At 36.1% G+C, this 25893-nt stretch carries 27 protein-coding genes; 6 read left to right on the top strand and 21 right to left on the bottom strand.

Going from position 1 to position 25893, the window contains the following annotated elements; all coding sequences use genetic code 11:
• Nucleotides 1-528: 528 nt before the first annotated feature.
• A complete protein-coding gene (locus ACS8MM_RS15965; RefSeq protein WP_379718957.1) occupies nucleotides 529-1782 on the bottom strand; it encodes an ABC transporter permease in 1254 nt (417 codons plus the stop codon).
• Nucleotides 1783-1788: 6 nt separating this feature from the next.
• Here ACS8MM_RS15965 and ACS8MM_RS15960 point away from each other — a divergent pair, with 6 nt between their 5' ends.
• A complete protein-coding gene (locus ACS8MM_RS15960; RefSeq protein WP_379718954.1) occupies nucleotides 1789-3024 on the top strand; it encodes an exo-beta-N-acetylmuramidase NamZ family protein in 1236 nt (411 codons plus the stop codon).
• 13 nt (nucleotides 3025-3037) lie between these two features.
• On the opposite strand, the gene ACS8MM_RS15955 is transcribed toward ACS8MM_RS15960, so the two are convergent.
• A complete protein-coding gene (locus ACS8MM_RS15955; RefSeq protein ID WP_379718951.1) occupies nucleotides 3038-3535 on the bottom strand; it encodes a YkgJ family cysteine cluster protein in 498 nt (165 codons plus the stop codon).
• A gap of 70 nt (nucleotides 3536-3605) precedes the next feature.
• Between ACS8MM_RS15955 and ACS8MM_RS15950 the strand changes: the two genes are divergently transcribed.
• A complete protein-coding gene (locus ACS8MM_RS15950; protein ID WP_379718948.1) occupies nucleotides 3606-4310 on the top strand; it encodes a class I SAM-dependent methyltransferase in 705 nt (234 codons plus the stop codon).
• Here the strand turns inward: ACS8MM_RS15950 and ACS8MM_RS15945 are convergent.
• The 12 genes from ACS8MM_RS15945 to ACS8MM_RS15890 form a co-directional block, all read right to left on the bottom strand.
• Nucleotides 4300-5457 carry an aminotransferase class V-fold PLP-dependent enzyme gene (locus ACS8MM_RS15945; protein WP_379718945.1) on the bottom strand — a complete coding sequence of 386 codons (1158 nt, stop codon included), beginning with the start codon at nucleotides 5455-5457 and terminating at the stop codon, nucleotides 4300-4302. The genes ACS8MM_RS15950 and ACS8MM_RS15945 overlap by 11 nt on opposite strands.
• Before the next feature lie 54 nt (nucleotides 5458-5511).
• Nucleotides 5512-5904: an energy transducer TonB gene (locus ACS8MM_RS15940; protein WP_379718942.1), complete on the bottom strand. Its 393-nt coding sequence runs from the start codon at nucleotides 5902-5904 to the stop codon at nucleotides 5512-5514.
• A 189-nt stretch (nucleotides 5905-6093) separates the two neighbouring features.
• Nucleotides 6094-6486 carry an energy transducer TonB gene (locus ACS8MM_RS15935; protein WP_379718939.1) on the bottom strand — a complete coding sequence of 131 codons (393 nt, stop codon included), beginning with the start codon at nucleotides 6484-6486 and terminating at the stop codon, nucleotides 6094-6096.
• A gap of 303 nt (nucleotides 6487-6789) precedes the next feature.
• Nucleotides 6790-7185, bottom strand: coding sequence for an energy transducer TonB (locus ACS8MM_RS15930; protein ID WP_379718936.1), 396 nt, complete (start codon nucleotides 7183-7185; stop codon nucleotides 6790-6792).
• Nucleotides 7185-7817: a 7-carboxy-7-deazaguanine synthase QueE gene (locus ACS8MM_RS15925; protein WP_379718933.1), complete on the bottom strand. Its 633-nt coding sequence runs from the start codon at nucleotides 7815-7817 to the stop codon at nucleotides 7185-7187. The genes ACS8MM_RS15930 and ACS8MM_RS15925 overlap by 1 nt, the downstream gene beginning before the upstream one ends.
• Nucleotides 7818-7952: 135 nt before the next feature.
• Complete coding sequence (locus ACS8MM_RS15920) at nucleotides 7953-9641, bottom strand: tetratricopeptide repeat protein (protein ID WP_379718930.1); 1689 nt, start codon at nucleotides 9639-9641, stop codon at nucleotides 7953-7955.
• Nucleotides 9642-9657: 16 nt separating this feature from the next.
• A complete protein-coding gene (locus ACS8MM_RS15915; RefSeq protein ID WP_379718927.1) occupies nucleotides 9658-10569 on the bottom strand; it encodes a PstS family phosphate ABC transporter substrate-binding protein in 912 nt (303 codons plus the stop codon).
• A 1-nt stretch (nucleotide 10570) separates the two neighbouring features.
• Entirely contained in the window at nucleotides 10571-10792 is a 222-nt protein-coding gene (locus ACS8MM_RS15910; RefSeq protein WP_379718925.1) for a hypothetical protein, read from the bottom strand.
• On the bottom strand, nucleotides 10793-11614 hold the full coding sequence (locus tag ACS8MM_RS15905) for an energy transducer TonB (RefSeq protein WP_379718922.1): 822 nt from the start codon (nucleotides 11612-11614) through the stop codon (nucleotides 10793-10795).
• A 21-nt stretch (nucleotides 11615-11635) separates the two neighbouring features.
• Nucleotides 11636-12181 (bottom strand): ExbD/TolR family protein, encoded by a 546-nt coding sequence (locus ACS8MM_RS15900; protein WP_379718920.1) that lies wholly within the window; start codon nucleotides 12179-12181, stop codon nucleotides 11636-11638.
• Nucleotides 12182-12199: 18 nt separating this feature from the next.
• Nucleotides 12200-12820, bottom strand: coding sequence for an ExbD/TolR family protein (locus ACS8MM_RS15895; RefSeq protein ID WP_379718917.1), 621 nt, complete (start codon nucleotides 12818-12820; stop codon nucleotides 12200-12202).
• Nucleotides 12821-12873: 53 nt separating this feature from the next.
• Nucleotides 12874-13707: a MotA/TolQ/ExbB proton channel family protein gene (locus ACS8MM_RS15890; RefSeq protein WP_379718914.1), complete on the bottom strand. Its 834-nt coding sequence runs from the start codon at nucleotides 13705-13707 to the stop codon at nucleotides 12874-12876.
• Between the two features lie 369 nt (nucleotides 13708-14076).
• Between ACS8MM_RS15890 and ACS8MM_RS15885 the strand changes: the two genes are divergently transcribed.
• From ACS8MM_RS15885 to ACS8MM_RS15870, 4 genes are read left to right on the top strand one after another with little or no spacing between them, the layout of a single operon-like run.
• Nucleotides 14077-15582, top strand: a complete 1506-nt coding sequence (locus ACS8MM_RS15885) for a helicase HerA-like domain-containing protein (RefSeq protein WP_379718911.1) — start codon at nucleotides 14077-14079, stop codon at nucleotides 15580-15582.
• 1 nt (nucleotide 15583) lies between these two features.
• On the top strand, nucleotides 15584-15952 hold the full coding sequence (locus tag ACS8MM_RS15880) for a DMT family protein (protein WP_379718908.1): 369 nt from the start codon (nucleotides 15584-15586) through the stop codon (nucleotides 15950-15952).
• Between the two features lie 4 nt (nucleotides 15953-15956).
• A complete protein-coding gene (locus ACS8MM_RS15875; RefSeq protein ID WP_379718905.1) occupies nucleotides 15957-16391 on the top strand; it encodes a YybH family protein in 435 nt (144 codons plus the stop codon).
• A gap of 12 nt (nucleotides 16392-16403) precedes the next feature.
• Complete coding sequence (locus tag ACS8MM_RS15870) at nucleotides 16404-16766, top strand: cupin domain-containing protein (RefSeq protein ID WP_379718902.1); 363 nt, start codon at nucleotides 16404-16406, stop codon at nucleotides 16764-16766.
• Between the two features lie 41 nt (nucleotides 16767-16807).
• Here the strand turns inward: ACS8MM_RS15870 and ACS8MM_RS15865 are convergent, their stop codons facing one another.
• The 7 genes from ACS8MM_RS15865 to queA form a co-directional block, all read right to left on the bottom strand.
• A complete protein-coding gene (locus ACS8MM_RS15865) occupies nucleotides 16808-18151 on the bottom strand; it encodes an FAD-dependent oxidoreductase (RefSeq protein WP_379718899.1) in 1344 nt (447 codons plus the stop codon).
• 66 nt (nucleotides 18152-18217) lie between these two features.
• Nucleotides 18218-20602, bottom strand: a complete 2385-nt coding sequence (locus ACS8MM_RS15860) for a penicillin acylase family protein (RefSeq protein WP_379718896.1) — start codon at nucleotides 20600-20602, stop codon at nucleotides 18218-18220.
• Nucleotides 20603-20713: 111 nt separating this feature from the next.
• Nucleotides 20714-21115 (bottom strand): glycine zipper family protein, encoded by a 402-nt coding sequence (locus ACS8MM_RS15855; protein WP_379718893.1) that lies wholly within the window; start codon nucleotides 21113-21115, stop codon nucleotides 20714-20716.
• A gap of 146 nt (nucleotides 21116-21261) precedes the next feature.
• Complete coding sequence (locus ACS8MM_RS15850) at nucleotides 21262-22353, bottom strand: agmatinase family protein (RefSeq protein WP_379718890.1); 1092 nt, start codon at nucleotides 22351-22353, stop codon at nucleotides 21262-21264.
• 390 nt (nucleotides 22354-22743) lie between these two features.
• Nucleotides 22744-24024: a kynureninase gene (gene kynU, locus ACS8MM_RS15845; RefSeq protein ID WP_379718887.1), complete on the bottom strand. Its 1281-nt coding sequence runs from the start codon at nucleotides 24022-24024 to the stop codon at nucleotides 22744-22746.
• 102 nt (nucleotides 24025-24126) lie between these two features.
• Complete coding sequence (locus tag ACS8MM_RS15840; protein WP_379719048.1) at nucleotides 24127-24612, bottom strand: hypothetical protein; 486 nt, start codon at nucleotides 24610-24612, stop codon at nucleotides 24127-24129.
• Nucleotides 24613-24668: 56 nt separating this feature from the next.
• Nucleotides 24669-25718, bottom strand: coding sequence for a tRNA preQ1(34) S-adenosylmethionine ribosyltransferase-isomerase QueA (gene queA / locus ACS8MM_RS15835; RefSeq protein WP_379718884.1), 1050 nt, complete (start codon nucleotides 25716-25718; stop codon nucleotides 24669-24671).
• Nucleotides 25719-25893 lie beyond the last annotated feature (175 nt).

Below are 25893 nucleotides of genomic sequence, written 5' to 3'. Positions count from 1 at the left end.
ACACAAAGTAGGCTTTTAGCAGGAGCGATGGCATGATTTTATATCCTTTACTAGTAGCCTAACACTACCTTAATATTACTTTGATACTACTTTGATATTACTTTAATATTACTTTGATACTACTTTGATACTACTTTGATACTACTTTGAACAATTCGATACAAACCTTATATCTTATTTAGGAATTATCATCATTGTAATTCTTGTGGCATGCTATTGAAATCACCGGCTTATCTAAGTTCTACTTTTGGAAGCAACCGCTGTCAGGGTTCAAAACCGCTGACAGGGTTAGCTACTTATTCGTTTCGAATTCTACACACCTATATATTTACTCCTATATATATAGGTGTACTTACTTTGAACCTAATGTTCGCGTGAGCGGGTGCAGTGGCATCCTTTTATCTATTGCCCAGAGTAGCGTTTGAACTTATCCAAATACAACCTATGGCAATAGATAAAAGATACAACGGAACACGCGACCCGGAGGAACGAAGGGGCACGCCATTATTTGGATTATACCTGTAGTAACTAGGTAAACTTGATTGCTTTAACTGGAGATATTTGGGTGATAATATACGATGGAATCAACAACACAAGTAAGCAGACAAAGATTGTTCCAAGGTTGAGTCCTATTATATAAAGAGGATTAATATCGACTGGCGCTACGTTTACGTAATAATTTTCAGGATTCAGCTTGATGATCCCGTAGTATTTTTGAATGAGAAGCAGACCAATTCCGATGACATTACCCCACAAAAGTCCTTTTGACATTAGATGAAACGCATTGTATAAGAAGATTTTTCGGACCGACCAGTTGTTCGCGCCCATCGCTTTTAGGATTCCGATCATTTGTGTTCGTTCCAGAATAAGCACCAATAATGCGACCACCATATTGATAGTTGCGACAATAATCATAATAATTAGGATAACTATAATATTCGTATCGAACAATTTGAGCCATTCGAAAATATAGAAATACTTTTCGGCGATAGTTTGCGTGTTGAGCGTTTTGGTCGGATCGATTTTGTTTTGTGTGTTATTGTACACTTCGGTTCCTTTTTCTTCAATTTGGTTGAAATCATTAAGAAAGACTTCGAAAGAACCCACTTGATCTGACTGCCATTTGTTGATACGTTGAATATGTCGGATATCACCGATTAAAAAAGTCGCATCGAATTCCTGGAATCCAGAGTTGTAAATCCCTACTATTTTGAAAACACGAAGGTTGGGCAGTTTGTTTTCGCCTTCCTTCATGAAGAACGTATTGCATTTATCACCCACTTTCAATTCCAAGCGATTGGCTAGGTATTCAGAAATAACAATTTCATTATTCAGTTCCGATTTCAGGTTAGGTATTTTCCCTACCTTAATATATTCTTGCAAGTTTTCCCAATCGTAATCTTTCCCCACTCCTTTAAAAACAATACCCTCGAATGATTTTTCGGTGCGGATGATACCTGCTTTGCTGGCTACCGCCTGAATATGTTTGATTCCGTCTACAGACGTAAACTTAGGATAAAAATCCTGATTTGTAGAAACCGGCTGAACACTGGCTTGGGATTGATTGTCTTCTAAGTTAGAGATAATAATATGTCCGTTAAAAGCAGAAACCTTTTGGCGTATTTTTTGCTGTAAACCAATACCGGTTGCTACAGAAACCATCATCATCGTTAGTCCGATTGCAATAGCAGCAATGGCAATTTTTATAATTGGCGAAGATATGCTACTTTTATGGCCTTTAGCTTTCGTTAATCGGTTAGCAATAAAATACTCTAAATTCAAAAGACAATGGTTTATAAATTGGTCCTCAAAAATACATTTTTATTCTTGTTTCTAACAATAGTGTCTTGCGGAAATTGCAAGAAGACAACAGAAACTAAAAAAGAAGCGATAGATTCTGCCTCAGTTGTTATCACAGAAAACGTTTCGATTGCAACTATACAAACCGGAGCCGACAATTACAAAGCCTATTTACCTGTATTGAAAGGTAAGAAAGTGGGCATTGTTACCAATCAGACCGGGATTTTGAGCAATAAAACCCATTTGGTTGATTTTTTGTTGGCACAGCAAGTCAATTTACAGAAAATTTACGCACCCGAACATGGCTTCAGAGGCACAGCTGATGCGGGAGAATTGATCAAAGACGGCAAAGACACCAAAACCGGATTACCGATAGTTTCCCTTTATGGCAACAACAAGAAACCGAAACCTGAGCAATTAGTCGGGATTGATATCTTGATTTTCGATTTACAGGATGTCGGTGCACGTTTTTACACCTATATTTCCTCATTGCATTATGTGATGGAAGCCTGTGCGGAGAACAACATTCCGTTACTAGTTTTAGACAGGCCTAATCCGAATGGCGGAATAGTTGACGGTCCGATATTAGAAAAAGAGTATACTAGTTTTGTGGGAATGCATGAAATTCCGGTATTGCATGGAATGACTATTGGTGAATATGCCAAGATGATCAATGGAGAAAGATGGTTGAAAAATAATGTACAGTGTAAATTGGAAGTAATACCATGTTTGAATTACAACCGAAACATGTCGTATAGCTTATTAGTAAAACCCTCTCCGAATTTACCGAATGACCAATCGATTAATTTGTATGCCAGTTTGTGTTTTTTTGAAGGCACCAATGTAAGTGTAGGGCGCGGAACGGAGAAGCAATTCCAAATTTACGGTTCGCCTTATTTAGAAAACCATGGATTTTCGTTTACACCGAAGCCAAATTTTGGTGCGAAAGATCCGGTGTGGAACGGAAAAGAATGTTTTGGAGAAGACTTAAGCCAAATTAAGAAAGTGAATCGTTTGGAATTACAATGGTTGATTAAAGCCTATCAAGAAAACAGTAAGACGAAAAATCCATTTTTCAATGACTTCTTTACCAAACTAGCCGGCACTAAAAAGTTGCAACAACAGATTGAAAGTGGTGTATCTGAAACTGAGATTAGAAATTCATGGACAAAAGGTTTGGAAGATTTTAAAGCGAAGCGAAAGCAGTATTTATTGTACCAATAACTAAAAATGCCTTTTACAAAGGCATTTTCTTTTTCATTTCTTCCACTATATTATAGGCTGCGGGACAGATAGCCACGTTTTTTAAAGTCAGATTGGATATTTGCTGAAACTTTTTACGGTCGGTATGCGGGAATTCTCGGCATGCTTTAGGGCGGACATCGTATATCATACAGTAATTTTCGGCATCTAGGAATGTACATGGAACGCTTTGCAACACATAATCATTGTCTTCATCAACACGCAAATACTGATCAATAAACTGTTGTGGTTTTTGACGGAAGTGTTTAGCAATGCGTTCGATATCGGCAGAAGTAAATAACGGGCCGGTTGTTTTGCAGCAATTGGCGCATTGCAAACAATCAGTACGTTTGAATTCGGCATCATGCAGCTCCTGCATAACATAATCGATATTCTTCGGAGCTTTCTTTTTCAGCTTGTCAAAATACTTTTTATTTTCGTTATGCTTATCTTTGGCTAACTTTTGTATTTCTTGTAATGAAGGCTTCAGCATTTAATTCAGTTTCAGAATGCAAAATTACTCAAATCAAATCAAGAAACAATCAAATTAACACATCAGCACCATGAAAGACCTTTTCGGAAAAGCCATATTAGATTACCAAACCAATAATTCGCCTGAGGATTTGATTACTGAGACCAACATTTCTGAGGCAGATGTAATGGATGTTGCATATTTGTTCAGAGATTTCTCGGAAATGCCAAAACTAGAACAAAAAGCGTTACAACTCGCTAAAGGAAAGGTATTGGATGTGGGATGTGGAGCAGGAAGTCATGCCATGTATCTTCAAGACAAAAGACAATTAGATGTACGTGCTATAGACATTTCTCCCAATGCGGTAGAAACCTGCAAACTAAGAGGAGTACAAAACGCGACAGTTTGCAATATTTTAGATCTTGAAGAAGAACGTTTCGATACCATATTATTATTAATGAACGGCACTGGTATTTTCGGCACCTTGAAAGAAACTACAAAATATCTACAGAAGTTAAAATCGCTACTCAATCCACAAGGTCAGATTTTGATTGATTCATCTGACATCATTTATATGTTTGATGAAGACGAGGATGGCGCATACCTGATTCCAGCTGATGGTTATTATGGCGAATTGGTCTTTACAATATCCTATAAAGAAGAAACCGAAGATATTTTTCCTTGGTTATATTTAGACTACAACACCTTACAAAATGCAGCTCATGCCAATGGTCTGAACTGCAAATTGATTATGGAAGGTGAGCATTTTGATTATTTGGCAAAAATCACACTATAATTAAATCGGTTGTTTCGATAATTTCTTTCAACGCATTATACAAACGATCTAAATCCTCTTGAGAATTATAAGCATTGATAGAATAACGGATATAAATTGCATCATTCAAAGGCATTACCGGTATTTGAATTTTATATTTGGTATATAAAACTTCTTTTAATTCTAAAGGTTTTGTTGTTTTGATGGGAATACTTGCCATTTGCCCCAAGAATTCTGAGGTAACTGGACAAATAGGATTCGTACCTACTAAATCGCAAAATTTTTGATAATTCTCCAATACAATTTGCTTACAAGTTTGTGAAATCTGTTTCCAATTATAGGATTCTAAAAAATCAACAACCTTAGGCGTACACAAATACGCCGAAATTTCATTAGTACCTTGATATTCGTGATAATCCAGAAACTGACTTTCACCCGGAGCTACACTTTCGTAACCCCAAGAAACCACTAAAGGTTCTAAGTCGTTTTGAAATTCCTTTTTCACATATAGAAAAGAACTTCCTTTGGGTGCCAACATCCATTTGTGCAACGTTCCTGTGTAATAATCAGGATTAAGATCTGTTATATTTAAGTCGATATGTCCCGGAACGTGGGCACCGTCAATAATGGTAATCAACCCTAGCTCTTGAGCCTTATCACAAATTTCTTTAACAGGAAAGATCAAAGCGGTAGCACTGGAAATATGATTTAAGAAAATAACCTTTGTTTTAGAAGTATAGCCACTCCAGAATTCTTCCAGTAGTTTCTCTTTAGAAACAATAGGTAGCGAAATAGACTGACGGACATACTTTGCTCCGACTTTCTTGAAATAGAAATTCCATGTACGATCCATGGCGCCATACTCGTGATTTGTACTTAAAATCTCATCACCAGGTTGTAGGTTTAGACTACGCATTATGGTATTTACTGCAAAGGTTGGATTGGGTGTAAAGTACAAATCTTGTGCATCACAGCCCACAAATGGAGCCAAATGTTCACGAGCTGTTTTTAAATATTGAGGTTGTTTTTTTTGGATAAAGACGACCGGATCAAATTCGAGTTCGGATTGAAACCTTTGGTATTCGTCGAAAATTGGTTTTGGACAAGAACCAAAAGAGCCATGGTTCAGAAAAGTAATGGAGTTATCTAACTGGAAAAGTGATTTCATTATATTGTTATTTCCAGTAAAAATAAAAAATCCCAACCGAAGTTGGGATGTAAATTATTTTATAATGATAGGAAAATTATATTCTACCGATACATTTTGCCCTTTCATACGACCGGGAGTCCATTTTGGACATTTCGACAGAATACGTTTTATTTCTTTACCTGCATTACCTACATCACGCAATATATTAACTTGAGATACAGAACCATCAGCACTAATAATAATACTAACCTGTACCGTTCCTGTTGGTATATTACCTTCTTCATCTTCTTGAATTTGGAAATTTTTCATCACAAACTGCATAAACTCAGACATGCCACCTGGAAACAATGGTTTCACTTCCACTGCGTCATACTGAATAGGAACTTCGATACCGTTAATTAGAGCTTTAGAAAAACTTAAATTAACACATAACATACTCAAGAATACTGCAATAATCTTTTTCATAATAATCTATTTTATGTGTTACTAATTGGGGACTAATCAAATAGCTTAAACAATAATACAAAATTGTCGTCAAAGGATGCAATAAAATCGATAAAGTGTTAAAAAAAGCTTAAAAAATACAACAATACGTACAAAAAAAACCTTTGCCATATTAAGCAAAGGTTTGATTGTCAGTATTTTATGTGTTATTTAATTTCGTAAAGTAATAGGAAGTGTATAAACTACACTTACTGGTTTTCCATCTTGATCTCCTGGAGTCCATTTAGGTGATAATGAAACCACTCTTTTGGCTTCTTCTCCAGTTCCGCTTCCAAGATCATTCAAGACTTTAATATCGGTTACAGCTCCGTTCGTATCGATTACAAAACTCACTTTAAGCACTCCACTCAGTCCTTCAACTTCAGGTGCTTTAAAATTTTTTCCGATAAATTTAATGAATTCATTAATCCCTCCAGGATAAAGTGGTCTATTTTCAACAGATTCGTAAGGAATTGGTGCATTTTTACTGATGGCACTGATTGGCGCTTGTGAAAACCCGAACTGAGTCACAAACAATACTGCGATTAGAAGTAGTTTTTTCATATTTACTGTGGTATTTTTAATTAGTAAAATAAACCAATACAGTATCTAAGTTTTTTGTTTTGGGACAAATAGCTTTTGAAAACTTCGCGTAAATGTATATAATTAATTTTTTATTAGCAAAATATTAACATTTATAATTTACACATCATTGCAATCAAAAGAAAACTTTAACAAATCATTGGTACGATAGTGAATTTTACATCTCTTTGAAACCATACTAAATAAAGGCTCTAGCTACTTCTACTCTCAACAACTATTTAGAATTAAAAAAAAAGGTTGAATTCTTGAATTCAACCTTTTGCTTTAGTTCACATTAATGTTAATAGGCAACAAAAATCTTGATCTGACTATACGTCCATTTTGTTCTCCCGGTTTCCAACGTGGAGATGCTTTTAAAACCCTAATCGCTTCCTCACCTGTACCATATCCAACATCACGTAACACCTTAATATCTCCAAGACTACCATCTCTTTCAACTACAAATTCGACAACAACCTTACCATTCAAGCCTTTTACATTTGGGTATTTGTAATTTGTACTTATATATTTACCGAATTCCGGAATACCTCCAGGATATTCAGGCATGACATCTATTCCAACAGAACTGTAAATGTTATCATCGTCTTTTGTATTATTTTCCTGAGCAAAGAAAGCAGATGAAAGAAATAGACATAGGATTAAGAACACAAACTTTTTCATTATGGTATATTTAAATATTTATGGGTTTGAAGTGAAACTCGCCATTTCGGGTTATTCATCACATAATCCACAATCAAAGGGGTTATCTCCTCTTTTTTACTCCATTCCGGTTGTAAAAATAAAATAGCATTCGGATTAACTTTTGCCGCTTGTTCTTCTGCAAAAATAAAATCATGTTTATTATACACTATAACCTTTAGCTCATTTGCAATATCGTAAGCCTCTTGAACAGGCAATTTGTTTTTCTTAGGTGACAAACAAAACCAATCCCAATCTCCCGAAATTGGATAAGCGCCAGAAGTTTCAATATGAACTCTTAAATTTTGGCTTTTCAAACGAGTGGTCAATTGGGTCATATCCCATGTTAATGGCTCCCCTCCTGTCACCACAACTGTTTCAGCGTATTTTTTGGCATTATCCACTATTTTGTCAATGCTTGTTGGTGGATGAAGTTCTGCATTCCAACTCTCCTTAACATCACACCAATGACAACCTACATCACATCCGCCGATACGGATAAAATAAGCGGCTGTTCCTGTGTGGTATCCTTCTCCCTGAATGGTGTAGAACTCTTCCATCAATGGAAGCATTTCACCTTTCTCTACTGCTATTTGTGTTTCTTTTGTAAGCATAATATTAAAATAGTCTGCAAAGATAAACAATTGATTTTAGTTTTATGCCGACAAAGTATTGCATAAATTGATGCCATCATAAGATAAAAAAACCGCTCCATATTGGAGCGGTTCATATTGCATTATAATTTAATATTATTTCAATGCTTTTTGAAGTGTTAACGCATCTGCATCAGCAGGATCTAACGCTAAGGCTTTTGTTACAAAATCCAAAGCTTTTACTTTATCCGTTTTACCGAAATATCTAGCCAATTCATTGTAAGATTCAACCATTTTACCTTTGAATTTCTCAACAGTTTCAGGACCTTTAGTGATTACCACTTTTGTGTACTCTTCATATGAAGCAGCCATTTGTTCTTTAGCTGTAGTCTCTGTCAACAATCCGTTTACTCTAGCTCTGTATAAATGAGCATCTTGAGTAGTTGGAGAAGCAGCAATCACATTTCCAAAAGCAACATCAGCTTTTTGTAATTCAGTAACATTCATATCTTTTGCATTCTTTTCAACGTTATTGAAATACAAAGAATACCCTAAGAAGAAATTATCATACAATCTGTTTTTTGATTCAGGATTCAACAAAGCAACTTCACAAACAGCAGCTGCTTCTGCATATAATTTCTTTTCAAATAATGCTTTACCATTATCACTTAATTCTCCAATTTGAAGTTTATCAATTGCAGCCGCTTTTTTGAAATTTTCCACACTCGATGCAAAAAGCGCTTGATCAACAACAGGCTTATCACTTGGAGTTGCACCATCTTTAATCGCTAATTTTTGTTGTGCAAAACCTAAATACATATAAGGACGTGCAAATTGTTTAGCTGCTGGGTTGTTAACATATTTTTCCAAATCTGCAACAGCTTCAGCATATTTTCCTTTTTCATACGCGGTATAACCTGAGAACAATACCACTTTAGGATCATTCACACCTTTACTTTTCAGATCAGCAGTCGCTTTTTCCAATGCATCAAATTCCTTAGTTACAAACAAGAAATCCATTTGACGTAATTTTGAAGACAAAGAGTAATCTGTAAGACTCATGTATTTTTCATAATTCTCCAAAGCTTTTTTCTTGAAATCTACACTATTCGCTCTATCGAAAGTTGACCATCCAAAATACGTTTCAGCTAATTCTCTATAAACAGGACCATAAGACGCATTGATTTTCACTACTTCAGCGAAGTTTTCAACTGCAGCGCTAAAGTTTTTAGAGTTTTTCAATAAAACTCCTTGTTGCATTTTTGCTCTAAGGAAACTGTTATTCGCGTCGAATGCATTTCTATAGTTTGCATAGGCGTCGTTTTGATTTTTATCAGCTGCATAAGCATCTCCTAAAGCTAATAAAGTTGCCGCATCATTTATATTAACAGCTTTTGCTTTATTCAAAACCTCGATCGCTTTTTTATAGTTTGGATTTGCTGAATTGGTATACGCTTGTCCGATATAAACCAACTGTTCAATATCTTTCTTTTTCATTCCGGCTGTAGCCTGATCAAAATTGAATTGCGCTGCTTGTGCATTTCCATTATCCAAATCAATCTGACCTAAACCAATATAGTTGAATACACCGCCTTCTTTAGCAGTTATCCCTTTTTGAAAAACAATTTTTGCAGAATCCTGCACATTTTGTTTTAGATAAATATTACCTAAGAAGAAAGCGGCACGTCCGTTTTCAGGAGATGTACTTACAATGTTTTTTAAAATAGATTTTGCTTTTTCATATTGTTCAGCATCAATGGCTTTTTTTGCTGACTCAACATCTTGAGCAAAAGCTGCATATCCTAGTGCTAAAAATGCAACGCTGAAAAATTTAGATTTATTCATTTTTATAACTTTTTTATTAGTTTTCTTTTACAATTTCTTTTCGGATGATTAGATTTCTGCTTGGCATTCTCACAGGTACTAAACCTGATTTAAGAATTATGCGTTGTCCAATCTCTCCTGCAACAAATGAAGCAAATCCCATGCCTAAACCGGAATAACCTTGATAATTTAACATTTTAATTTTTCTTGTTACAGGATAAAGTCCCGAAGCCATATGATCTTGAGTAGGCAAAGCAAATGTACCATTAATTGCTTTTACTTCCAAAACACTCACTTTATCAACAGTACTTTGAAAGTCAGGCAATGGTTGCATCAACCAATTCACACCAACAATCCCTATAGTACCTGGGTTCTCAGAGACAAATTTAATTACCTCATTATTTGTATTGAAAGAATAAATATTTTTAGTTGGCAAAGTAGTTACTTTGGCCATATCCATAAAATGCTTCACCGTACTTGAGTTGGCATTATCAAAAACCAAACCCTTAAATTTATTACTATCTCCCTTCATAAATTCAATTACGTCCTTCAAGTCAATTTTGGCACTCGAATTCCCTTTATCTGAAATAAAAGCAATTCCATCTGTAGCAAACGTTGTAACCTTAGGAGTTATTTTCTTTTGTTTGAAAAAATTACCTTCATTAGAACTTAGCTCTCTAGTCAAAATTGCCAAATCATTTTTCCCTTCTGATAAAAGTTTTACGATTTCGGTTTCCGATTTACCGATTAGAGTAACTTTAGCATCATATTGGTTTTCGAAAACCATCACTTGCTCTTCAATTACTGGTAAGATAGTTTCATCTACAAGTATAGACACTTTACCGGTTAAAATCGTATCCTTATCATTTTTAGCATTCTCCTTTAGATTACAGCTAAAAGCGCCGATAAATAGAACAGCTACAACAACCAGTACATATATTTTCTTCATATTATGATTTTTGAAAAAAGCGAATGAAACGCAGAAAAGCGTATCCTATAATAGCCACACCTAAAACCATACGGTAATTTTGAGGCATTTGTAACGGGAGTTTGTCCCAAAATAAAACAGCCAAGCCCATGGCAAGGTATATCAGAAAGAACAGTATACCTATAACGAGAAGAAATCGCTCTTTAAGCGATTTCTTCTCTAAATTATTTGAATAATTATTCATCTATTCAGCAGTAATAGTAACTGAGATTGGTAAGCTAAATCTTGCACGAACTTTTTTACCGTTTTGTTCACCCGGTTTCAATTTCGGCATTGTTTTTAAAACTCTGATTGCTTCATCTCCTGTTCCGTAACCTAAATCACGGATCACTTTAATATCTGTTAAACTACCGTCTTTTTCAACAACGAATTCAACGATAACTCTACCTTTCAAGTCCTGACCTGCTTTTTCAGCTATATCTTCAGTTCTATACTTAGAAGCTACATAAGCACCGAATTTACCCCAACCTCCTGGGTATTCAGGTTGTACTTCCAAACCAGCCGAGCTATATACGTTATTATCCACTACTTCTGCGGGCTTATCAGAATCTCCAGTTGGTTGATCGATAGTTACTTGTGCATCTTTATTCCCTTTTTGGTCTTTTTCTGCAATCGTTTTATCTTTCAATTCATCCATTGTTTTGATCTCTTCGGTAACCTTAGCAGCTTCAACTACTTTAGGTTTCACGAATTTCACCTCGTCGATTTTCGGTTTAGGTGGCTCCACTTTTTTAGGTGGTGGCGGTGGTGGAAGATTTTCTTTTGGTTTATTCAAGTCAATCAACACCACTTTTTCATCTATAGTGTTATCAGCAGAATCGCTACTAGGTAATAAATCTACTAATTTTGGTGCGCTTACAGCAATTGCAAACACAAATCCACCTAACAATAACGAACGTAATGCCGTTTTAGGATTATCTTTACGTAATTGGTATGCACCATACTTTTTATTACGTCCTTCAAACACCAAATCCAACCACTGCGTTTTAAATAAATCTAATTTCATTTTAAATAGTTGTTAGGATTATTATTTAGAAAGCAAATCTTTCTCTTCTGGTGATATATCTACTAGTGCATAAGTAGGCACTTTTGCAATTGCCATCTCATCCAAGATATCCACCATGTTTTTATAATTGGTTTTCTTGTCCATCTTGATGATAACAATTAACCCTTTCTTAGGATCGCCTGTCTCTACTGGAACAGATTTAACTTTTCCTAGTATCTCTTGACGAATACCTCCTTTACCGTAAGAAGAATCTTTTGGCCCTTCAAGAGGAGTTCCAAACTGCCCCATATACCACTTTACTTTGTTGTTGTCTCCCAACAAAATAGTCATGGTTCTATTATCAGCAACTTCGATATCCTGCTCTGGTGTATTTTTATCTTCTTTATCAGGCAAACCTAAATCCATTGATTGTGGCTTTGATAACGAGGTGGTTAACATAAAGAACGTAATCAAAAGGAAAGCTAAGTCAACCATCGCTGTCAAGTCCACCTTGGCATTCGACTTTTTACTTCTTACCTTCTTGTCGCCTTTTTTGCCACCACCGGCGTCGGTATTTAATTCTGCCATTTCTTAATTTTTATACTGTTAGAAATCTTTCCCACGTAAACCAGTTACCAAATTGAAACTGTTTACATCTTGGTCTTGTAAAATATCCATCACTCGTTTGATTTGAGGATATTCTAATTTAGCATCACCCTTGATTGCGAACTTCATGTCAGAGTTTTTTAACTCTGCACTAGCCGAACGGGCGTTATAAATCCATCTTGACAACTCATCCTTTTTCTTGTCAATAGAGTCCATTGGAATACCAGGTTGAAAACCTTCTTTGTTTCTGTCTGATCCACTCATTGCGATAATTTGTTTCAAACTACCCACTGGAACACCGAAACCATCGATTAAAGAAAAACGTTTTTTCTCTTCCTCAGAAAATTTTATATTGTACTCTTGTCCCATAAGTTCAAGAGTTCTTACTCTGATATCTCTGTCAACTAATCCAAAGAATACTTTTCCTTTACCTACTGTTAACGTAGCTAATCCTGTTTCAGGTAGTTTTGTTTGCACAGTTGAATTTGGCGTATCTACAGCCAAAGGCTCAGGTTGTTTTGCAGTAGCAGTCAAGATAAAGAACGTCAACAAAAGGAATGCTACGTCACACATAGCAGTCATGTCGATTGCTCCTGCTTTTTTTTGCGTTTTTACTGCCATATTATTTTTTTTATAATGCCGTCAAATAAATAACGACAAAAACTTGTTAGTTATTATTTTAAGCTTCCTTTGAAACGTCTGTAAGTATTTACAATCGTGTTTGCTGCTTCATCAATTGAATACGTTAATGTATCAATTTTAGAAGTAAAGAAGTTATAAACAACAATCGCCAAAGACGAAGTCGAGATACCTGTAGCTGTATTGATAAGTGCTTCTGAGATACCGTTTGCTAAGGCAGCCTGGTCAGGAGTACCTGAAGTTGCTAACGCACCAAACGCCTTGATCATACCTGTTACAGTTCCTAATAATCCTGCTAACGTACCTAAAGATACTAAAGTAGATAAGATTGTTAAGTTTTTCTCTAACATTGGCATTTCTAATGAAGTAGCCTCTTCGATTTCTTTGTGAATAGTTTCAGTAGCTTCTTCTGAAGAGAAACCTTCTGCTTTCACTTGGTTGTATTTTACTAAACCTGCTTTGATAGCATTAGCTACAGAACCTTGTTGTTTATCACAAGCTTCGATAGCAGCATCAATATCACCACCATTAACAGAAGCTTGCACTTTTTTCATGAATGTATCTAAACCACCTTTACCAGCAGCTTTGTTGATAACGAAGAAACGCTCGAAAGAAAAAACAACTACCATTAATAATAATCCCATCAATACTGGTACGATACTTCCTCCTTTGTAAACCATTCCTAAATAATTCCCTGGTAGTGGATGACCTTCTGGATTACCACCTTCGAAGTTAGAAGGGTCTCCCATAACGAATTTCCATATTAACCAACCTACGAAAATACATGCTACGATTACAAGACCAGAGAAAATATCTCCTCCATTTGAACCTTGTTCTTTTTTCTTTTGAACTTTAACGTTGTTTGCCATTTTTAATAAAATTTAAATTTTTTTTAATTGATTAATTCTATTGCTTTAAATAGTATAATGGGAGCAAATTTAACCTAATACTTGTAATAAAAAAATCTTTTTTAAACTTTTATAACACTTGAAATTATGATTTATCAAATAAAACATACTGCTTTATTGAGAATAATTAAATTTTAAATCGAAAAAAGAGAAAATAACAGATTTTTTTATTGTTCAAAAACCACATCACTGAAAATTTTTCAAGAAAGGCCTATTTAAAAACAATACAAATAAAATTTGTTTTATTTCTAAACACCCACAAAAATCAAGCCATTAAGCACTTGAAATACAAGAAAAACACTATATTGCATCTACTATTTTACATTATTTATGGAACGTATAAACGAATTTAAAAACGAAATAACACAAGGATATACCTGTAAAGGAGCATCAATCAACCTAGGAGGCGCCATCCTTGACAATGAAGCGCATGCAATTCCTGTTACTATCCCATTAAAAACAATGAACAGACACGGTTTAATTGCCGGAGCTACAGGTACCGGAAAAACCAAAACCATACAAGTGCTTTCAGAACAATTATCTCAAAACGGAATTCCCGTTTTAATGATGGATATTAAAGGTGATTTTTCCGGTATTGCCAAAGAAGGTGACGTTAAAGATTTTATTACTGAAAGACATTCTAAAATCAATATCCCATTTTCACCAAAAGCATTCCCTGTTGAATTATTGACACTTTCAGAACAAGAAGGAGTTCGACTTCGCGCCACAGTCTCTGAATTTGGACCTGTGTTGTTTTCCAGAATCTTGGATTTAAACGAAACACAAGCGGGTGTGATCGCTGTCATATTCAAATATTGTGATGACAAGAAAATGCCTTTATTGGATTTGAAAGACATTAAAAAGGTAATGAATTACATTACAGAGGAAGGAAAAGAAGAAATTTCAGAACTCTACGGAAAAATTTCAACCGCTACTACCGGTACTATTCTCAGAAAAATAATAGAATTGGAACAACAAGGTGCCGACATCTTCTTCGGAGAAAAATCATTCGAAATTGACGACTTGATGCGTATTGATGAAAATGGATACGGCTACGTTAATATTGTCCGTTTGAATGACATTCAAGATAAACCGAAACTATTTTCAACGTTTATGCTAAACCTTCTAGCAGAAATTTACAACCAAATGCCTGAAAAAGGTGATGTAGAACAACCTGAACTCGTCATTTTTATTGATGAAGCGCACTTGATTTTCAACGAAGCCAGCAAAGCTTTATTAGATCAAATCGAAACCATTATCAAATTGATTCGTTCCAAAGGAATTGGTGTTTATTTTATCACTCAAAATCCAACCGATGTACCAAAAGAAGTATTAGCACAATTGGGTCTGAAAATTCAACATGCTTTACGTGCTTTCACCGCTAATGACCGTCAAGCGATAAAACAGACATCCGAAAATTATCCGCTTTCCGATTTTTACAAAACAGACGAGATCATCACGTCACTCGGAATTGGGGAAGCTTTGGTCACTGCACTAAATGAAAAAGGAATCCCAACTCCTTTGGTTGCGTGCATGATGCGCGCTCCTGAAAGTAGAATGGATATTTTAACCGATAGTGAAATTGACAAAATCAATTCCAGTTCCAAACTTGTTGAAAAATACGAGGAAGAAATAGACAGAGAAAGCGCCTATGAAATTCTCAATAAAAAAATAGAGGAAATTTCAGAAGAGGTTGCCGAAAAAGAAGAGGAAAAAAGAGCCAGTAAAGAACCCGGCATGGGAGAAGTTATTGGAAAATCGGTGGTTAAGGTTGTAACAAGTGCCAGCTTTATTCGTGGTGCGTTTAATGTGTTAATGAAAGTCCTGAAAAAATAAAATGAAAGCATATTTAACTATTGGCCTTTTGGTTTTATCCAATATTTTCATGACACTCGCTTGGTATGGACATCTCAAATTCAAAGAACTGAAATGGTTTGAAAATGCAGGATTATTCACCATCATTTTAATCAGCTGGGGATTGGCCTTATTTGAATACTGCTTTCAAGTTCCAGCCAACAAGATAGGATTTCAGGGCAATGGTGGTCCCTTTTCATTATTAGAATTGAAAGTCATTCAAGAAGTGATCACCTTGATCATTTTCGTGATTTTCTCCTTGCTATTTTTTAAAAATGAAAGTTTAAGATGGAACCATCTGGTTGGCATGTGTTTTTTAGTGCTAGCAGTGTATTTTATTTTCAAAAAATGAGTCTATGAAAAAATTAACATTACTTCTAAGTACTGTTTTACTAATTAGCTGCAATCAACGAAGCAATACTGAAGCGGTTAAAGAAGAAATTAAAAATATCGAAAAAGCATTCAACGAACATGCTTCAACTAAAGGTATTGCAGCTGCCTTCTATGAATTTGCAGCAGAAGATGCAGTAATTAAAAGAGAAAACGATACCTTGATTAAAGGGAAAGAAGCCATTAAAAATTATTACAGTAATCCAAAGTATTCCAAAGCGAGTGTGACTTGGAAACCTGATTTGGTGGATGTGTCAGAAGATGCAACTATGGCGTATACTTATGGAAAATTCATCTGGGTAGCGACTGACTCATCAGGTACTAAAAAAGAATTTAAAGGCATCTTTCATACCGTTTGGAAAAAACAAACCGACGGAGATTGGAAATATGTTTGGGATTAAAAATCAACAATCATGAAAAAATATTTTATACAAAAATCACCTTTTGTGGTTCCTACCACTGACGGCAAACTAATTGAAGAACATCATGGTTTAGCGACTACCAATAACAGCGAGATATCCATAGCACATATGGTAGCACCTCCAGGTTGGAGCGAACCTTTTCAAACACCCGAATTTGACGAATACACGTATATCATTTCCGGCAAGAAACAATTTATTATTGAAGAAGATGTGGTAGTTTTAGAAGCTGGTCAATCGATCAAAATTGACAAGAACACACGAGTTCAATATTCCAATCCGTTTGATCAACCTTGCGAATACATCGCCATTTGCAAGCCAGCTTTTTCAATGGATTCGGTAAACAGAGAAGAGTAAAAAAAACTCCAAATTTCTAAATTGAGATTTGGAGTTTTTTTTTATGCATTTAGTAATTCAATAATTTTATCTTCTACTTCCTGGCTGTCCCAGATTTTTTCAATTTCGGGTATTGCCATAATTTGCTCCATAATTCTATTCTGAAACTCACCAATAGCTAAGGCTTCGGCATAAGGTTGTGTACTGAAAGTCACTCGGCTATACAATGGCATCCACTGCTCAGGATGTTTATCCGAAAATCTCTTTTCAATTTTTTTCTGAAGAAGAAAAGCAGAATCTGCAGTTTTGGTGCTCATTTCAATAAAGTTTCGCAATGATAATTCTGCGATTGCATCAGCATTGGGTTTTCTGGATTTTTCATACTCATTAAAAATAGTATTCCAATCATCCCCATATTGAGCAATCATTTCCATTAAAATGGTTATATCTTCAAAACCGGCATTCATTCCATGACCATAAAACGGAACAATCGCATGTGCGGAATCGCCTATTAATGCAACTTTGTCTTCAAATGTCCAAGGATAACACTTCATCATCACCAAGTAGCTCGTAGGATTCTTAAAAAAATCTTCCACCAAATCCGGAATTACATCGGCTGTATCGGGAAAATATTCAGCAAAAAACTTTACTAATTTGGATTCATCATTCAATTCATTAAACGAATTTTCTCCTTCAAAAGGCATAAAAAGTGTACAAGTAAAACTTCCATCTAAATTTGCCAAAGCCATCAACATAAAGTTACCTCTAGGCCATATATGTAAAGAATTCTTATCGATTTTATGCGTTTTGTCAGGATTGGCCGGAATATGCAATTCCTTATAGCCAATTTTCATAAACTCTTGCGAATAATCAAACATACTTTGTCGCTGCATGCGATGTCTGATTCGAGAGAAAGCACCATCTGCACCAAAAACCTTATCGTACTTTAACTCTGTCCACTCCCCTCTTTCCGAATCACCAATATGCAAGGTTGCATCCGCTAAAGTCACATCCCAAATTTTATGTTCAAATTTAAATTCGACTCCAGCTGCTTCAGCCAAATCAATCATTTTACGATTGAGAACACCACGCGATAAGGAAAATATGGCTTCACCTTCTTTACCATAGTTCTGGTAATTCAATTGACCGTCTTGCAAATGAATGGCTCTCTTATCTACAGGAATTCCGATTTGACGAATTTCCTCTTCCAATCCAATATCTTTCAACGCTTTCCAGCCTCTATTTGACATCACCAAATTAATGGAGCGGCCGGAAAACTCAACCGTTCTGATATCAGGACTACGATCGTACACATGAACAGTGTGACCTTTCTTTTTTAAATAGATTGCCAATAAGGTTCCAACCAATCCGGAACCTACAACAGCAATTTTCTGAGGACTTTGCATTGGTTTTTATTAAAGCGGTTTTGCAAATTTAGGGTTTCACAACGAATACGCACATGATTTTAAGTATTATTTTGGCTCAAAAACCAATTTCGTTGAAGAAGCTTCAATTTCTTTTTTATTCAATTTCATTTTTCGGAATTTCCCTTGAACATACAGTTCAGCCTGATCATTATAATGTGGACTCATTGGATTACCGGACTGCCCAGAAGGCAAAACACTCCATGAATTCTCAATATCCGAGAAATCAATTACACGTCGTGTGGACGGACCAGATTTCACCATATGAACGGGCTCATCCGACAATTCAAACATCGTATTATTGATTACCTCATTTCCTCCAGGAATTTCAAAAATACCAACATTGAACAAAGGACGAAGTATAGAAACACTACCCAAAGGATGCTTGTACTCTATTTTATGCACACGATTCCAAGTCCATCCATTCACATCATCACCTAGTTGATTTTGAAGACTTCCAACTGCTTCCTTAAAAGCTTTGGTCAAAATTTCAGCACGAGTTTCTTTTTTATCTTTGGTTGCGATGTTGTCCCACCATAACGACTTTTCATTTTTAGATTGATACGCAATCGTCTGTTTCATCACATAAGTCTTGATATATTGCTTGAAAGCATCGTCCCCCATCTCATCCTTAAATGTGTTAACCAAATAAAAATAAAGTAGTTTGTTATATACTGTTGGGGATACTTCCGACAAATCATTGTTTCCTTTCCATGACTTCAGCACTGACAAAGCTTCTTGTTCTTTTTGATTCAATTCAGAAACATTAATAGCTGAAACCATATTTTTAGCTACTTCTTGCGATTCCATAGAAGTATTGTCATTGATCATACTGCCTATTGATTCTTTATCCCATTCGTTCTTATTATCCAATAAATGAGTAATTCTTCGTGCTCTGTCTTTAGGCAAATAATATCCTTGATAGTTGTATCCATCTATAGCTTCTGGCATATTATTCGCAGAATACACATACCCCCAACTTGGATTTTGTGCATATGGGTTTTTGCTGAACTCCAAAAAGGTTTTCTTATCATCTCTTCCGTTAGTACCACTTAAAATGAAATTAGGATTCACTTCTTTCTCCAGTTTGTATAATTTTCCTGAGGTAAACCAACCCACATTATTCTTAGCATCTCCATACATAATATTCAATCCCGGAGCGGCAATCAATTCAATGTTTTTATGAAAGTCTTCGATATCTTTAGCATGACTTAAACTATAAACCGCTTCTAGAATATGATTCGGTTGCTGTGTATAAATCCAATGAAACGATACTGGTTTTTGTGGTTTGAAATCTTTCAAAATTCCGTTCATAACTGGCCCATGATCGGTTTCATTGATTGTCAATTTCACCTCAGCACTGTCTTTAATCTTGATTACTTCATTACGAACTTTAAAATCAGAATAACCTTTGGCTGTTTTGTATTGATTTACATTGGATGGATTATTTTCTTCTTGAAAAAAATCAGCATCGTCATTTTCGAACATCGTTAATCCATAAGCATAATCACGGTTATGCCCTAACAATGGGAAAGGTGTTCCTGCCAAATAATACCCATACATTTCATAATCCTGACATGATATATGCGCTTCATACCAGGTACCAGGTTGCGAATACTCAATGTGTGGGTCATTGGCAAAAATTACTCTGCCATTTTTGGTCTTTTGCGGACCTACCACCCAACTATTGCTTCCAATAAAAGGTGGCACAGGTGAACTTTCCATTAAAGCCGTTACCGCTTTTGAAGCCTCTATATACTGTTGTGTTTTATCTTCAGTAACTTTAATCTTTACCGTATTGAAGGAATAATCAATACCTAATTCTTTTAGATATTCATCACCCCATTTATTTCTCAAATCGGTCAACAATGGATCTGTACGTTGCGCCATAGCAAAACTAAAAGCCATATACCCGAATGTATTGTAAACATCTTTTAAAGTGAATGGTTTTTTCTCGATACCGAGTAGAGTAAACTCAACCGGAGTTTTACCGTTTTCAATGTATTGATTAATTCCATCCAAATAAGCATGAGCCAATTGATAGGCCGGACTATTCTTATCCAATTTTGCTATAGCTTCATCAGAATTTTTATCGATTCCCAAAGCCAAAAACAACTTATCATTATCCAAAGCTCTTGAACCAAATATTTCGGACAATTTTCCTGGCGCGATTCTTCGTAACAATTCCATTTGCCACAAACGATCTTGAGCATGAACATATCCTAAAGCTGTTAAAGCATCTTTTTGATTTTGGGCATAAATATGTGGTATACCGTAATCATCAAAATAAACCTGAGTTTCGGCAGTAAGGTTTTTCAATGACAACTCTCCTTCATAACTTGGTTTAGTGGAGTGTAAATAACCATAAATTCCGATGGCGATTAGTACAATCAAAGCCAACATCAACAGGAAAAATTGTTTAATTCTTTTCATTTGAAAAATTTTGTATCCAAATTTAACGAAATAAACATCGGTTTATAAAAAAAGTGTGCCTAATTTATTTAGACACACTTTTCCAACTTGGGTTAAAGTTTGTGGTAGTTATTATTTCTTACTTTCATCAATAATGGCACCTGTACCAGCACCTACACCAGCTCCAGCCAATCCGCCAATAATCGCACCTTCTCCTTTTTTATCACTAACAATCGCTCCGGTAACCGCACCTACACCAGCTCCAATCACTGCTCCTTTAGCTGCACCACTCCATTTTTTCTTCGCAGGCGCCTGATTCACAACAACAACTTCTTTCTCAACCGGACGTGCCTCTGTCGCACTTACCGCTTTCATCGAATCAATAATCCTTTGCTTTTCCATTTCCATTTTCATTGAATCAATGGTTGCTTGTTTCGCTTCTACTTCAAGATTTTCAACTGTTCCTTCCCTATTCGAATCCTTACATGAAATCATTGTCACTACTGTCACTATGGTTAAAGCTAAATTTTTCATAACATCTTGTTTTTAATTTATACCAACAAAGTAACTACGAATTAATATTCAGCGTGTTACACAATTTCAATTAAAGTTTACAGAATCTCAATTACATAAAAAAAGACGAGCAAAACTCGTCTTTCATTTATATTGAATCCTATCATCTATCCTCTTGGAAAACTGATTTTATTTCCGGTATTCAATCCATTGTTTTTGGCCAAAACTCCACACATGTGGAACAACATTCTTGCACCTACATTTCCATCCCAATCACTACCATCTTCACCTGGAGCAACCTCAACTAGATCGAAACCAATGATTTCTTTTCCGCTTTCTGCTAATTTATTGAATAAATAAGTTGCTTGTTCGAAAGAAAAACCACCTGGAACCGGCGTACCGGTATTAGGACAATACCATGGATACATTCCATCGATATCGAAAGAAATACATACTTTTTGCGGTAATGAAGCAATGATGGCCTCACATTGCTGTTCCCAAGTTTTTCCTTGGAATGCTTCCGCTTTTAAGTCGGCATCTGTGTTTACTAAAACTCTTCCGTTCGATTTTTGCACCACATCCACTTCCTGTTCGCAGAAATCACGGATTCCTACTTGAACAATTTTAGTCACTTGAGGAATTTGAAGTGTATTGTACATGATTGATGCATGCGAATACGTAAATCCTTCGTAGGCAATACGCAAATCCATGTGTGCATCTAAATGTAGGATACCATAGTTATCATGTTTTGAAGCCAATGCCTCATAATAACCAAGCGGCGTAGAGTGATCACCACCCAACAACACTACTTTTTTTCCTTTGTTCATCCAATACAGGACTTTTTCTTTCACCTCAGAGTGCAGTTCACGGCATACTTTGTTGATTTTATCCAAATCCGATTGCAGTGCAGGAAACGTTTCAATGTCTTCTCCACCTTCTAAAGCTTCAATGATAGGCTGTGCCAATGATTTGTATTTATTAGAATTGGATTTCCAATGTTTAGGCGCTTCGTCCATATAGATACCCAACTTCCATAATTCAGGGAAATCCTGATGATTCAAATCAACTTGAAAAGAAGCATCCATAATGGCATCCGGGCCTTCTGATGCGCCGGCACCATAACTTACAGTTACTTCCCAAGGCACAGGGATTACAATAATTTCAGAATCTTCAGTTGAGAAAGGCAATCCGAAAACGGTAGCATCTGCCAAACCCGGTTGAGACGGATCGAAGCTTTCTATAATTTGTTGTTTGTTCATTGTATTTTAAAATTTATTTTTTACCAATTTAAAATTGCCCAAAAAAAGGTCACTAATAATAAACAAAAGTACTATATAAATTATTCCTTTCATAGTAACAAAATCAGAAGTAACTGCGTAATTGATTACCTCATAAGTATTAAAGAGTAAAATCAGTAAGTTGATAACAAAAAGTAATTTGTATTTACGATTTTCCCTTATCTGTTTGAACAATGGAAGCGAAAGCATTAGGGATTGAAATACGGAAAAAACCAATAACAAGGCAATTTCCCATGGAAATTCCTCTTGCACAGACATTCCTAATACAACTCCCACGACATAGAGAACTGAAGGTACTAAAAGGATTAGCATAACTAGGTACGCCAATTTATATTTCGCTCTGTTAAACATTTATTTTAACGCCAGGATTCCTTGTTTCAGGATTTGCCCAAAGTTGTACATATCTTCAAAAGAGCAGTACAAAGGCACCGGAGCCAGACGGATTACATTCGGTTCGCGCCAATCGGTAATAACGCCGTTTTTCATTAGGTAATCAAACAGGTTTCGGCCTTGTCCGTGAAGGAAAACCGACAATTGGCATGCTCTTTCCTTAGGTTCTTTCGGTGTGATTACTTCGAATTCGGTTCCTTCGATTTCGTTATCAATTTCGTGCAGGATGAATTCTAAGTAGGCTGTTATTTTATCACGTTTTGCGATTAGTTTCTCCATACCCACTTCGGCAAACATTTCGGCGGAAGCCAAATAAGGAGCCAAAGACAGAATAGGAAGATTACTTACCTGCCAACCATCGGCGCCGTGAACCGGATCGAAATCAGGTTCCATTTTAAAGCGGCGTTCCTTGTTATGTCCCCACCAACCTGCAAAACGAGGCAAGTTCGTTTGGTGGTGCTTTTCATGCACGAAACAACCCGAAGCATTACCCGGTCCGGAATTCATGTATTTATAACTACACCAAGCGGCGAAATCAACATTCCAGTCGTGCAATTCCAATTTGATATTTCCGGCAGCGTGAGCCAAGTCAAAACCAACGATTGCACCTTGTTTGTGACCGGCTTCGGTGATGGTTTTCATATCGAAAACCTGTCCGGTGTAGTAATTCACTCCTCCGAAAAGCACTAACGCCAGTTCATCGCCCACTTCATTGATTTTAGCCAAGATATCTTCCAGGCGGATATTATGTTCTCCATCGCGACGTTTGATTTCGACGATAGCCTCTTTAGGATCGAAGCCATGGTGTCTTACCTGACTTTGGAACATGTACTGATCTGAAGGAAACGCTTTTTCTTCGCAAATGATTTTGTAACGAGTCGCAGTTGGGCGATAAAACGACACCATCAATAAGTGAAGATTAATCGTCAAGGTATTCATTACGGTAATTTCGGAAGGTTTTGCCCCAACGATACCACTTAATGGTGCCGCGAAACGTTCTTGATAATCCCACCAAGGTTTTTCGGCATAGAAATGACCTTCCACGGCAAGGTTTGCCCAATCGTTCATTACCTCATCGACATATTGTTTTGTTCTTTTAGGTTGTAATCCTAGAGAGTTACCGGTAAAGTAGATTACGTTTTGTCCGTTGTGTTGCGGGAAAATGAATTCGTTGCGATAGTTTTTTAATTCGTCTTGTGCATCAAGTTGTTGCGCGAAAGCGAGTGTATTTTGAAATGTCATTTTGGTTGTGATTAGTGCTGTAAAAGTATTGAAAAGTTATGAATTATGAATTATGAGTGATGAATTATGAGTGATGAGTTATGAGTTATAAATTATGAGTGATTAGTGAGTAGTACCAAGTCCATAGTCCTTAGTACCGATAAAAAAATGATTAGTACCACTTAAATAGTTCATAGTACCACCTAAACAATCATCTGTACCACTTAAACAATCATCAGTACCAGTTAAAAAGTCTTTGGTACCACTTAAACAACGACCAGTACCACTTACATAATCATCAGTACCACCTAAACAATCATCAGTACCAGTTAAAAAATCTTTGGTACCACTTAAACAACGACTAGTACCACTTACATAATCATCAGTACCACCTAAACAATCATCAGTACCAGTTAAAAAATCTTTGGTACCACTTAAATAACGATCAGTACCACTTACATAATCATCAGTACCACCTAAACAATCATCAGTACCACCTAAACAATCATCAGTACCAGTTAAAAAGTCTTTGGTACCACTTAAACAACGACCAGTACCACTTACATAATCATCGGTACCATTTAAACAATCATCGGTACCATTAGGAATAAAAAAAATCCCAACCGTGATGATTGGGATTTTAACTATTTAGTTGATGAACTCTATTAAAGAATTAACATTGCGTCTCCGTAAGAATAGAAACGGTATTTTTCTTTGATCGCTTCATCGTAAGCTTTACGCATCAAATCGTGACCACAGAATGCAGAAATCATCATTAACAACGTTGATTTTGGAGTGTGGAAATTAGTTACCATACAATCGGCTACGCTGAAATCATACGGAGGGAAAATGAATTTATTGGTCCATCCTTCGTACGGGTTCAATGTTTTGTTTGACGACACCGAACTTTCCATAGCACGCATGGTTGTAGTACCGATGGCACACACACGTTTTTTATTCGATTTGGCTTTGTTTACCGTATCACAAGCTTCCTGAGAGATACGTACCTCTTCAGAATCCATTTTATGTTTCGACAAATCCTCAACTTCAACTGGGTTAAAAGTACCCAAACCAACGTGTAGCGTTACTTCAGCAAAATCGACACCTTTAATTTCAAGGCGTTTCATTAAGTGTTTCGAGAAGTGTAAACCGGCAGTTGGCGCAGCAACTGCACCTTCTTCTTTAGCATAGATAGTTTGGTAACGATCAGCATCTTCTGGAGTTACTTCACGGTTGATGTATTTTGGGATTGGCGTTTCACCAAGGTCAACTAATTTTTGGCGGAATTCTTCGTAAGAACCATCGTATAAGAAACGAAGAGTTCTACCACGAGATGTTGTATTATCGATTACTTCAGCCACTAATGAATCATCATCACCGAAGTACAATTTATTACCGATACGGATTTTACGAGCAGGATCTACCAAAACATCCCAAAGACGTTGTTCTGCATTTAATTCTCTCAATAAGAAAACTTCAATACGCGCACCCGTTTTCTCTTTATTACCGTACAAACGAGCTGGGAATACTTTCGTATTGTTCACCACCATCACATCCCCTTCGTCGAAATAATCCAAAATATCTTTGAATAATTTGTGTTCGATAGTTCCTTTTTTACGGTCAACTACCATTAAACGAGACTCGTCACGATTTTCTGCCGGGAATTCAGCTAGTAATTCTACCGGAAGATTGAAATTGAAATTAGATAACTTCATTCTTTACTATTTAGAAGATTAACGTTTAAAGGTTTTGCGGCAGAGCCACTTACTTTTAAACAAGGTGCAAATATACTATCGCAGGATAGGCGTTGTCAAGTGTTTTGCTATTTATTTATAGAAAAGTTGGAAAGTTAGAATGTTCAAATGTTGAAATGTTAGTATTCTCGGTACT

It is taken from the genome of Flavobacterium sp. MAHUQ-57 (assembly GCF_051908335.1).
GTDB lineage: Bacteria > Bacteroidota > Bacteroidia > Flavobacteriales > Flavobacteriaceae > Flavobacterium.
Note: the sequence above shows the minus strand (reverse complement) of the source record. Positions and strands in the feature narration are given on the sequence as shown.